The sequence below is a fragment of the Nocardia sp. NPDC049737 genome (genome assembly GCF_040674755.1).
Taxonomy (GTDB): domain Bacteria; phylum Actinomycetota; class Actinomycetes; order Mycobacteriales; family Mycobacteriaceae; genus Nocardia.
The window spans coordinates 1-12,185 of record NZ_JBFANH010000073.1 but is presented as its reverse complement, the minus strand read 5'-3'; the positions used below and the strand labels follow the sequence as shown (position 1 = coordinate 12,185).

Here is a 12,185-nt window from a genome sequence, read left to right as displayed (position 1 = left end):
TCACCATCGGTGACCTCTTTGGACCCCGGCGCAGCCAGCTTCTCCCCAGGCTCCAACCGATCATCACGACGGTCTTTAAGAGCCGGTAATTTGTCCTCGGTTTTGGGGCTTGGGTTACTGTCTGCCGGTTTCGGCGGATCGAACCCATCGACTTTTACATTCGAGATGTTACCACTAGATTTGTCGGATACGTCAGAGTGGCTTACATCGAGATTGTCTCCCTTGTAAGAGTAGAGGTTTCCATCGGCGTCTATGACATTTTTGTCTTTATAATTTATTGCTCGATAATCACCACCGCCCTTGCAATAGTAGGGCTGCAGATTTCCGGCGCCGTCTTCAGCGTAGTAGTACCCCGCCTTCTCCGGTGTACTACCGGTGCCATCGACTAGGACCCACCCTTTATCCTTGGTGTACTGATAGAATGACCCAGCGCTCATTTCACCTCTCAGCCACGCAGATTAGTATCGGACAAACGCTCCGAATCGACTGGCGGTACCGCAGGCACCCGCTCGGAAGCGATGGGCGAACGATCAGCCGCAACCGTGACGTGTGTCCCCGCCACACCCCGAACCTGAGCCCGCTCCGGCGCCGTCACGGCCGCCGGCGCATCCGTGAATGCCGGATGTTGCACAACCTGCTCGTATGCGTAGACCGAGTCCCGCAGTTGTTGCTGGCCGGGTTCACCGTCCAGCAGCAGTATCAGTTCGGTGCAGCGGCGCTGGAAGACGAGGGTCCGCAGAGCATCCGCGCCGGCATCGACACGCAGATCCCCGAGTCCGATGCGGGCGACATCGAGGCTGCGCGCCGACAGAGTGTCAGCGAGCCGATCGTCGGCGTCGCGCAGGTCGTGCCACCATTGCCGCGGAATCTGCTGCCCGGCTTGCAGATTCGTCAGGATTCGGTCGCGCAACTGCGTAACTTCGATCGCTTCGGCCGGAGCGCGCCCGGTGCGGGCGAGACGCATGTGCGCGTCAGCGGCCAGTTCCAGGCAGCGGCCCCACTGCTGCGTATCGGGAACGGTGGCAACGTGTTCCATCGCACCGACGGATCCGGTCAGCCCGAGTCGGTCGGCAGTGTCGGATGTGGGCGCCCGCAGGTCGACGTCATAGGCGGGCTCTACCATCCCCTCGGTGGCCACGTTGTCGAGCTGAGCGCGCAGTCCGGGATCGATCGGACCGGACGCCACCAGCGCCGTGAGCGCTACACCGGCCTTCGGCCCCCACACCCGACCGAACTCCACCAATACCCGGGCCGGATCGGCGATCCCCTCCCATGCTGCGGACGGGCTGCCGGTGCCGTCATCGAGCATGCGATCCCAGAGCCACGGGGTGGACACCGCGCGCGGCAAGTGTATGCCCGCTGGCAGCCACCCGCGGCCCTCGTTGGTGGTGATGAACAGGCCCGCGCCGGACGGGCCGCGCAGCGCCGCCACCGCCCACGCCGCCCCGGCCACCTCCGAGTCCACCGAGCCCAGCACAGAAGCCAACAGAGTGCGGGCGACCAGCAGATCGTCGTATACCGGTTCGCCGACCACGTGAGCAGGGTTGGCGGTGCTTTTCCGCGGCGCAACCATTGCTGCGGCGGGGGGTATTACCGCGCCGGATCGTGGTGCTGCGCCAGTAGCGCCCGACGACATCGGCGCCGAATTCCCGCCAACCGGACCAGACGGACCAGGCCCGTGGCCGGACGGTCCACCGATCGGACCGGGCGGTCCACCACCGGGACCGGATGGCCCACCACCCGGACCAGCCGGTCCCCCACCGGGGCCAGATGGCCCGCCACCCGGTGGTGCCACCGCTGCGGCGGTTGAAATCGGGGCCGGACCAGGTGGGATCGCGCCGGGTGGTGCCGCCGCGGCGGGGAGGGGCGTGGTGGCCGGCCCCGTCACCGGTGGAACTGGGGCACCGGGCCCAGGCAGGCCGGGGTCGGTTATCGGAGCGCTGGGATATGTCCGGTTCCCTCCCGGCGGCCCGCTCGGGCCGGGCGGAGGGGAACTCGGGCCGGGCGAGCTGGGACCGGGCGGAGCTACGACCGGGCCGGGAACCGGGGACGGCCCGTCGGTACCAGGATTACCTCCTACCTGGCGAATCTGCCGACCGCCGTGACCGTCGGCGCGCTCCATCTCGTCGGCGGCCGCACGCAGGTCTCGCGCGGCGCGGTGGTGCTTGTCGGCCATCGCGTTGCCGGCGCGTTCGCGGGCCCCGTAATACCCCTCTATCGCGCTGTGCACCTGCGCAGCGATCGGGCCGTTGCTGGAGCCGAACTTTTTCAGCCAGTCCGACGGCTGCCGTGCCCAATGCCGCGCTCGCTTCTCGGCCTCGTCATGGCCAGCGGCCAGCCTGCGGAGCGCATCGGGATCCAAATCCAAAATGTCCGACATCGGTCAGGCCGCCCTGTCCCGGTGAGGCCAGATCTTCATCGCGCCCCTTTACGCCGGGTCCGTCGCATCGGGACGATCAACGGGGCGAGACGAGGACGGCGGGGCTACCACACCCGCGGGCGGACCGGCGGTCACGCCCGGGGCCGTGACGCCGGGCGCCGAGACCTGTCCGGCGCCCACCGGCCGAGCGACAACCTCGTCCACCGCCGTCGAAACCGCCGCCGGAACCTCGACGAATCGTGGATGTTTCACGATTTGCTCATGTGCGTACACCGCGTCGCGCAACTGCTGACGAGTGGTTTCCTCGGCCAACAACAGGACCAACTCGTTGCACCGCCGCTCGAATACCAACGTGCGCAATCCGCCGTCCGCGTCGTCGACCCGCAGGTCCCCGGGCTCGACCCGGCCGACATCGACCCGGCGCGGCATGATCGAGGCCGCGAGCAGATCGTCGGCGTCGCGCAGTTCGTCCCACCAGGATCTCGGAATATCGCGGCCGGACTGGACCGCGGCCAGAATGCGGTCCCGCACCCCACGTGCGACCGCGCCGTCCGCGGGGAGGTCGCGGATCCGGCCGACCTTCGCGTGCGCGTCCGCCGCCAATTCGACGCAGCGTGCGCGCAGAGCCGAATCCGGCACGGCCGCGATCTGCTCCAGCGCCTCGACGGAGCCTGCGAGTCCGAGCCGATCGGCGGTGTCGGGGGTGGCCACCCGCAGATCGACGTCATAGGACGGTGCGACCATGCCCTCCATCGCGACATCGTTGAACCGTGCCCGCAGGCCGGAATCGATCGATCCGGACGACACCACCGCGGAGAGCGAGGCTCCAGCCTTCGCGCCCCACGCCAGCCCGAATTCCACCAGGACGCGCGCCGGGTCGGATACGCCCTCCCATGGCGATGCCGCCTCCGCGGAACCGGCGCCGAGCATTTCGTCCCACAACCATGGCGTGGACACTTCGCGCGGTAGATACAGCCCTGCGGGGAACCAGCCGCGGCCCTCGTTGGAGGTGATGAATACCCCCACACCACCCGGACCGCGCATCACCGCCACGGCCCAGTGCAGGCCGAGCACCGACGAGTCCACCGCCGCCAGCACGGCGCCGAGGAGGGTGCGCGCAACCACCAGGTCGTTGTTGACGGCATCGCCGACCACGTATGCCGGTGCGGCCTCCTTATCCTTCGCGGCGGCGACGGCCGACGCGAACGGCGTCGCCATCGGTACGGGCGGCAGATCGCCCGCCGCGCTGACACCGGACGAACGGTCCGACGTCCGGTCGTCCGGACCGGGGCCGGAAGGTCCACCGCCGGGTCCCGCGGAGACCGACGACACGACGCCGCCGGGCGGTGTCACCGTCGGACCGGACGGACCGGAAGGTCCGCCACCGGGGCCACCGCCAGGGCCACCAGGCGGCACAGTGCCCGACGTCGGCGTCGACACACCCGTCCCGTCGGGCCCGGTCGGTGCCGCACCGTTCGTCGTCGGGGCGCTGGTGGCGGGCCCGACACCGACCGGAGAGTCGTCCGAAGCGGGAGTCGAACCAGGCTGCTGAGTACCGCCCGGCACGTTATCGGACGGGCTGGTGTTGACGGGCGAGTGACCGTTCGGCGAGGCGCCGTTCGGCAGCGACGGCGAGGTTTGCGGCAGCCCGTGCGAATCGGGGCCGTTCATGATCCGGCGGACACCCGCGCCGCCGTCGAGGTCGGCTTGTTCGAACTCTCGAGCGGCCTTGCGCAAATCGTCAGCGGTCTGCTTGTGCTCGCGCGCCAGCGCGAGACCGGCGCGCTCACGCGCGTCGTAGTACGCTTCCAGGGCTTTATGGACCGGGTGGGCGATCGCGCCGTAGCTGTCCGGAAACGTCTTCAACCACGTATCGGGCTTCTTGGCCCATTCGATCGTATCGTCGTGGACCCGGTCGTGCTGATTCGCCAGGTCGTACAACACCTGAGGGTCGATTTCCATACTGCCGTCCGGCATATGCGATCAGATCCTTTCCCGCCACCCGACGCCCACCATTGTCGATCCTTCCCACGGTTGGGGATGTCGGAGGAGGTCCTAGCACTGGGAAAATTCGGACAATGGACGGCCGAATGGATTCGGATATCTCGCGCGCGAAGCCGTTTGCGCGGGCCCGATCGGCATGAGCACACCTAGGAGATCGACATGGCCGAATCGCTATGGGCCGATCTCGACGCCATGCGCACCTCCTCGGCACATCTCGATGGGGTCGCCGACGAGGTCGCACGGATGGTGGCCGACCTGAAAGCCGATCTCGCCCGTGAAGGCGAGTTCTGGGGTGACGACGATCCCGGAAAGATGATCGCGGAGTCGTATGTGCCCGGCGCGGACCGTGCCATGGAAGGTATGCAGAATCTGGCCGAAGCGGTGCGGGCGATACAGAGCCAACTCGCCAGCGCCGCCGAGACCCTCGCCCAGCAGGACCTCGGCGCCGCCAAGCACGTCGGCAACGCGAATCCGACCACACTCGCCACAGATCTCGACGGATCCGGGACGGGTGGATATCGAACGCCGATTTCGACACCGACCGTCCAGCCGACATCGCAAGGATCGATACCGGTATCGAATCCCGACTCGACCACAACCGATCGTCCAACGGTCGACGCCCCGGCCGCGCAGCACGAGTCCGCGCAGTCCCCATCCGCCCAGGCACCGTCGGCGCAGTCCCCGTCCGAGAATTCCGCGACGCCGCAGTCGGATTCACCGGCCGATAACGACGGGCGTAACGCGGACATGAATGGAGACGGTGGGACCGATGGCTCGCAGGAGCCCGCGAGTGATTCGGAATCCACCGGCACTACCGCCGCGCCAGGCAGCACCAGCGCAGCCCCAGCCACAAATGCTGCCGCCGCGAGCGCCGGCGCGCGAACGAATCCGGTATCGGCCAAGGAGTCCGGCTCGGCCGCGCGCACCGCGGGCACACCCTGGTCGGGAAATCCGACGAACACGCCATGGTCGAAGTCTCCGGCCGCGCCGTCCCCGGCCGCGTCGTCCCCGACCTCTAGCCCGTCGAACGGCGCGCCACCGCGGGTTTCCCCGCCCCGCCCGGGTGGTCGCCCGAGTACCGAGAAGGATGCGGCGAAAAAGGGCAAGCAGAAGCGGACCGCACCACAGCGGGCAGTGGCGCGGCGGGCTGAAACAGATAGCGAGGCGATGCGGATCGCCACTGAGATGGCCGCCCGGCACAATCTCGAGATACGCGGCTTCGAGACAGCGGGAATCCACGAGAAAACGATGCGCGAGATGGCCGCCGCCCTCGACGCGGTGCTGCAGCGATACACCGTGCCGCTGCACGGGATCGAGATCACCGATCTGGCCGGCGCCGCGTCACGTGTCGAGAATCGAAACACAACAGTGGAATCCGATGATCCGGCACCGTGGATCGTGCTGGACCGAGTGACCACCGCGAATTCGCACCTGCCGGGCGTCACGGCACCACGATCGCCGAAAGTCGACCAACCGGAACGACCGATGTACGCGACGATGGTGCGCGCCCTCGGCGGTGTGCTGGATGTCAGCGGCGGATTCCGTGCGCGCGTTGAGGCGCAGCGCACGCTGATCACCGAGTATCTGCGTGTGCACGGTGCCAAAGGCGACACGCTGGCACGTGTGGTCACCGGCTACAAGCTGTGGCGTAGCGCGTTGGGCGATAACAGTTTCCGCAATGGTGTATTCGCGCCTTCCGTAGCGCTCGCAGACGCTTTCACCGCCGTCGAGTTGGATGGCGAGGCGGCGAGCGGACCCGCGAAGACCTTGCATCGGCTGCTGGTGACGATGGCGAAGGCGTCCATCTTCGACGAGTGATGGACCACAACTGGCAGTACCGATGTTCAGATAAGGAGATGGCGTGGACCGATGGAAGCGGGAAGGCCTGCGATCGGCCAATAGCGGATTGCGTAACCAGATCGAGGACCTCCTCGACACCTACGAGCAGCAGCAACCTCGGGTCAGCGAGATGTTCCGGCAACTGGAAGCAGTTCGCGTACAAGCGAACTCACCGGATCAGTCGGTGGAGGTGGTCGTCGATGCCAACGGCGTGCTCACCGATCTCTCTCTGACTCCGGCCGCACTGCGCAAGGCACCTGACCAGCTCGCCCGCACCATCCTTGCGGCGGTCCAGGAGGCAGTCGGTCGGGCCGGTGAACAGCACACGGCGCTGACCGCTCCGGTCGGCACCGAACTCGATAACATGCCGGACCTTTCCGATATTGCCGACGAGGCGCCGAACCTACGCGAGATCCGTGCCTTTTTCCGTGGCGAGGAGAATAGAGCGGAGTGAGGATCGCCGCGCACGGTCGGCGCAGCACTGTCCCCAATTATGGGAACTCACGCCGGAATGGGTCAAAATTAGGCGTGCTGGATCGTTTGCTGGTGGAGAGGGCGGGAGTTTCCTGGCCGTACGGGGTGTGACGGGGTCAGGCCATAGATGACGCTGACTCTTCCGCCGGGGTTGCCTCCACCGGTGATCGACTGTGTCGCCGGACATTTCCCCCGCGGTGATGAAACCGCCACCCGCCGCGCGGCGGACTACTGGTCGGACAAGGCCGAAGAATGTCGCGGCCACGCCGAACACCACGACACCCTGGCCGCACGCATCGCAAACGAGTTGCGCGGCGCCACCGGCACCGCCATCACCCAAAACTTCCGCGACTTGGCCGAGAAGTTCCGCGCCCAGGCCGAGTTCATCGACACTGTGGTCGAACAACTCTACGAGGCCGCCAACAGCATCGAAGAGCAGAAATGGACCGTCATCGGTTTCGCGACGGTCCTGGCGTGGCAACTGTCCCGTGCCGCGCTGATGTTCTCCCCGGCCGGCGCGGCCCTGGAGTTCCGTATCGATTCCATGGCCACCGACACCGCCTGTCAGGTCGCCAAACGCCGGTTCCTGATCTTCCTAGCGGGGCAAACCTCCAAATACGCCACCCAACGCGGCACCATCGTCCTGGCCGGCAAAGCCATGTTCTGGGGCGCCACCCAAGTCGGCGGCATCTCCGCCGCCGTGCAAGCCGGACAAATCGTCGCCGGTAACCGTGAGTCGATGGACTGGAAAACGGTCGGAATCGCCGCCGCCGCCGGCGGTGTCGGTGGTGGCGCCGGAGCCGTCGCCGGATCCTGGGTGGGTGGGCGTTGGATCATCCCCAACACCGTTTCCCGCGCCGAAGCAGCCACCAGCACCGCCGCACGCGTGGGATTCCAACTCACCGGCACCTCCCTCGTCGGCGCCACCGGCGGCCTCGCCGGCGGCATCCTCGGCGCCCTCACCTCCATCCTGCTGTCCGGTCAACCCTTCACCACCAAAGCCCTCACCGAGGGCCTGCTCCCCGCCGTCACCGGCGGATTCCTCGGCGCCGCCGCCCACGGCGCCAGCGAAATCCGCACCGCCACAAAGACTCCGGAGACCGCGGTACCCGAGGTCACCGCGCCCGTCGCCCCCGAGGCCAACACCGGTACCGGTCAACGTCCGCTCACCCAGGCACTAGTCGACGCACTCGCCGAGCACGGCATCCTCACCCGCGACTTCAACCCGGCCGACCCGGCCGGATCCCAGCAACAGCAGCTCAACCAACTCGTCACACGGCTGCGGCAACCGGCGAACGACTTCAACACGGCACCGGCGCCGTTCATCCGCGAGGACTACAACATCAGCATCTGGAAGCCCAAGGATTCGCAGAGTCCGCTTCCCGATGCCGTCAACAACGCCCGTGTCGAGCAAGTCCAGCACCCCGACGCGGTAGTGGTGGCGAACGAGGCACCGCGGCTGCAGACACTGTACGCACCGCACGTTTCTGGTACGCCCCCGATAATTACCCAATCCCAAGGCGCGCCAGGACAACCGGGCAATCCCCAAGCCGGCGACGGCCCGGCGCATCATGGCGCTGACGGCAGCCCGCGCCCGCGCGCCGCCGATCCGGCAGCGACTGATCAGCGGCCGAGTTCGCATCCCGGCGACAAGGAGGCGGTCAACGCCCGGCAACACCCCGACGAGACAGCAGCGGGCGGCCAGCGTCCGCACCCCGCGGACAACGAAGCGCCCCACGCACGCCAACGCCCCGACGAGCCGACCAACGCACGCCAACGCGCTGACGAGCCGACCCCGCAACCGATTCGGCAGCCAGATCCCGCGCCGAAGGAGCCAGTCACCTCGGAGCGGCCCGTCGCGGTCGGCCCCAGCTCAGTGCAGGAACCCGCGCCTGCTCCGGTATCGCACCCCGCCGATGGCCAGCCGGGCGGTGCCCGCACCAACGCGGACGAACCAGCGAGCCCACATCCGGCTCAGCGGGGCGGTCCCACCCCCGATGATGCCGCCGCATCCGGGGGTCAGCACCCTGCCGACACCGATGGGGTCGACGGCGCCCGGCCACATCCCGCCGACGACAAACCGGCCGATGTGCGCACACCTTCCGACGAACCGGAGGCCCTGCCAGACGCTCAGGACGGTCCGGCACCGGATGAATCTTCCGCATCCGGCGGACCCAACCCGGCCGACTCCGAAATGGTCGGCGGTCCACGACCGCATGCCGCCGATTCCGACACCGCTGACGGTCCACGACCGCACCCCGCCGATACCGATAGTGAACAACCGCAACCAGTTGCGACCGCGGCAGCGCCGACCGCCGCTCGCCCCACCGACGCCGCGGCGGCGCCCGCCGCCGCTCGCCCGGCCGATGCGGCGGCCGCGCATCCCGCCGACGGCCGCCCGGCCCGGGCCCGCCAGGACAATCCGGCAGGGCCGCAGCAGCGAGGTCGGGACCGTCAACCCGGTCCGGAAGGGGGCGCACCGCGACGGGGCGGTCGCCGCCGGGTGGTGGCTCCCGAGACCAGCTCCCCACCACCGGATCTGGCCGCACCGGTGCCACAGGACCAGCAGACCCCGGTCCTCGTCAATGCCCTCGGTCCGGACGAGGCCGGCTCGCTGGTACCGCGACCCGCCGATTCGCCGGCGAACAAGCCCGGGGTCACGGCCGAGGCCGACCTCACAGCAACCTCGGTGCACTCCGGCACCACCCACGACCCCACCACCATTTCCGACCACACCGCGACCCCCGAGGTGCGGCCCGACCGCATCGCGACCCCCGAGGTGCGGCCCGACCCCATCGATAGGGCGACGAGTGGGCAGCAGCCGCCCCCTCATCCCGCCGACGACACCCCGGCCAGCGTCCATCTCGACGAACCGGTCGGCGAACAACCGGCTCAACAGTACGATCACGCGCCCGACGATGCGCCCGCATCGATCGGACAGCACCCGGCCGAACCCGGACCAGTCGACGGCGCACGGCCGCACCCCGCTGAAAACGATCCCGCCAACACCCACACCAACACCGACGAACCAGCGGTCCAACACAATCCGCGCCCCGACGAGGCCGGCGCCACAGGCAAACAACCAACGGCATCCGAACCAAGCGACGGCACGCCTGCGCACCCCGCCGACAACGATCCCGTCAACACGCATACCAACACCGACGAACCAGCGGTCCAACACAATCCGCGCCCCGACGAGGCCCACGCCACAGGCAAACAACCAACGGCATCCGAACCAAGCGACGGCACGCCTGCGCACCCCGCCGACAACGATCCCGCCAACACCCACACCAACACCGACGAACCAGCACCCCAACACAATCGGACGCCCGACGAGGATCACACCACCGCACCCGAAGCGACCGATGGCGCACGGCCGCACTCCGCGGCCGCCGACGCGGATAGCGGTTCGACTACACAAAGCACTGCCGAAGCGAATGCGGCCGAACCATCTGCGGGACGACAGACCGCCGAGGACGCCCTACAGGACTACGCGGATCGCTGCTCACCGGATCTGCCGGAAGAACAGCGCTTGGTGAACGCCTCCGAGGAAACCTTGGTGGAGATGTTGCGCAGCGGTGACCAGGCCGAGGTGACGGCCGCATTGATCGAGACCATCCGCCGTGGCGAGAACAAGGTGCTGCGCTGGACCCAGGTCGCCGCCATGCTGGCGATGCGGGATGGCCCGGTGAATATGGACGCCGGTGAGGGCAAGTCGCTGGTCTTCCTGGCACACGCGGCCCGTGATGCCATGGAACACGGTGCGGTGCAGGTGATCACCACTCGCGATAACCTCGCCAACCGCGAATTCGTTCGATACAAAGAGGTTCTGGGCCCGCTCGGTATCGAGGTAGTGCGCATGAACCCGGACACCGCACCACCACCCCCCGAGCCGGGCAAACCGACCATCTACATCGGTACCCAGCAGGATGTCGGTTTCGCCGCGCTGCGCGATAACTGGGTGCCGGGTCGGCGCGCCGCGATCGACGAGATCGACGAGGCGCTCGTGCACGCCGACACCCAGTACATCCTGTCCGACGGCGCGGGCCAACTCGCCGAAACCGAGGTCGCCGCGCAGGTCACCGATGCCCGCGACTTCCTGAGCGAATGCCTGGACCGGGGTGTGCTGACCGAATCCGATTTCGGCCGCACCGCGGACCAACGCGGCGGACCGGCGAATCTGACCGAGACCGGACGCCAGAGCTTGGAACGCCAGCTGGGCCGCGCACTGACCGACGACGAGCTGGGCCGACTGAATATGGCGGCCTCCGCCAAATGGGAATACGTCGAGAACGTGCACTATGTCCGGCACGAAATCGACGGGCAGGAACGGATATTCATCATCGACCAGACCACCCACAAGGTGATGTTCGATCCGGAAACCTCCAGCGAGAGTCGTTGGAACGGCGGTCTGGCCCAGGCGATCGAAGCGAAGCACGAGCTGGCCATCCGCAACGACCCGAACAGCTCGAAATCCATTACGGCACAGAAACTTTTCAGCAGTGAGAACTACGACCAGATAACCGGTGCGTCGGGCACCGCCGAAGGGTCCGCGGGCACCCTCAAAAGCCGGTTCGGCATGGGCGATGTCGTCAAGATCGACCGCTTCACCGACTCCAAGCTGGAGGTCAGGCAGGACACGATCTCGGCGGATGAGACAGCCAAGCTGAAGCAGGTTGCCGCCGATACCCAGGAGATGCAGAAAACCGGGCGCCCACAGCTGATTCTGTGTGATCGCAATGACCTCGTCGGAGCGCTGGCGAACGTCATGAAGACCGATCACCCCGACGTGGAATTCATCGCGGTGGACGCCAAGTGGTTCCTCGAGCACGGCACCAGCGCCGAGGACAATCTGCAGCTGATCTTCGATGCGGCGGGTCAAGAGGGCAAGGTCCTGATCATCAATATGCAGGGCGCCCGCGGAGTCGACATCCCGATCAGCGGGGCAGCCCGCGACCTCGGCGGCCTGCATGTCGCGGTCACCGGCCGGTCCGCACTGTCTCGCGATATCGATATCCAGGCCGAGAATCGCGCCGCCCGCAACGGCGAACCGGGCAGTGTCCAGTACTACACCGCACCCACCGACGGCCTCTACGCCCCCACTAACAACCCGATGGTCAAGCAGGTCGTTGTCAAGTACGTCAACGAGTACCACCAAGCCGCCGCCGAACATCAGGCGGCGCCGACCGCCGAGACGCAGGCGCGGCTCACCAAAGCCGAGAAGAATCTGCGTGACTTGGCCACGCCGCTGCAAGAGCTGGCGGGCGCGCAACACCAACTGGCTCGCGGCGGCAGCCATACCCCCGGCCCGTCGGCACACGCGCCCCCGACAACCCAGTCGGAGGACCCGAACCGAAGACACTTCATCAATCAAATGCCACAGGAATTGTCCGGTGGCACACTCAACGCTGCCACAGCAGGGCAAGAGTCGCTGCTCGACGACAAAATCAGCAAGTCCGGCAGGCCGTTGCTGGCCGATACAGCCGAG

5 protein-coding genes and 2 pseudogenes are annotated in these 12,185 nt (G+C 67.4%); 3 read left to right on the top strand and 4 right to left on the bottom strand.

The annotated features are described in order from the left end of the window. The 4 genes and pseudogenes from AB0J47_RS41685 to AB0J47_RS41670 form a co-directional block, all read right to left on the bottom strand. Positions 1 to 437: hypothetical protein (locus AB0J47_RS41685; RefSeq protein ID WP_364360050.1), on the bottom strand; the 437-nt coding region annotated here is incomplete at its 3' end. Positions 438 to 445: 8 nt separating this feature from the next. After that, positions 446 to 1,534, bottom strand: coding sequence for a hypothetical protein (locus tag AB0J47_RS41680; RefSeq protein ID WP_364360053.1), 1,089 nt, complete (start codon positions 1,532 to 1,534; stop codon positions 446 to 448). A gap of 561 nt (positions 1,535 to 2,095) precedes the next feature. After that, positions 2,096 to 2,380, bottom strand: a pseudogene (locus AB0J47_RS41675) (type VII secretion target); the annotation flags it as partial. Positions 2,381 to 2,428: 48 nt separating this feature from the next. After that, positions 2,429 to 4,357 carry a type VII secretion target gene (locus AB0J47_RS41670; RefSeq protein ID WP_364360046.1) on the bottom strand — a complete coding sequence of 643 codons (1,929 nt, stop codon included), beginning with the start codon at positions 4,355 to 4,357 and terminating at the stop codon, positions 2,429 to 2,431. A 186-nt stretch (positions 4,358 to 4,543) separates the two neighbouring features. Here AB0J47_RS41670 and AB0J47_RS41665 point away from each other — a divergent pair, with 186 nt between their 5' ends. From AB0J47_RS41665 to AB0J47_RS41655, 3 genes and pseudogenes are all read left to right on the top strand, one after another. Beyond that, complete coding sequence (locus AB0J47_RS41665) at positions 4,544 to 6,202, top strand: hypothetical protein (protein WP_364360042.1); 1,659 nt, start codon at positions 4,544 to 4,546, stop codon at positions 6,200 to 6,202. A gap of 43 nt (positions 6,203 to 6,245) precedes the next feature. Beyond that, on the top strand, positions 6,246 to 6,677 hold the full coding sequence (locus tag AB0J47_RS41660; protein WP_364360039.1) for a YbaB/EbfC family nucleoid-associated protein: 432 nt from the start codon (positions 6,246 to 6,248) through the stop codon (positions 6,675 to 6,677). A gap of 183 nt (positions 6,678 to 6,860) precedes the next feature. Next, positions 6,861 to 12,185 (top strand): annotated as a pseudogene (locus tag AB0J47_RS41655) (hypothetical protein); the annotation flags it as partial.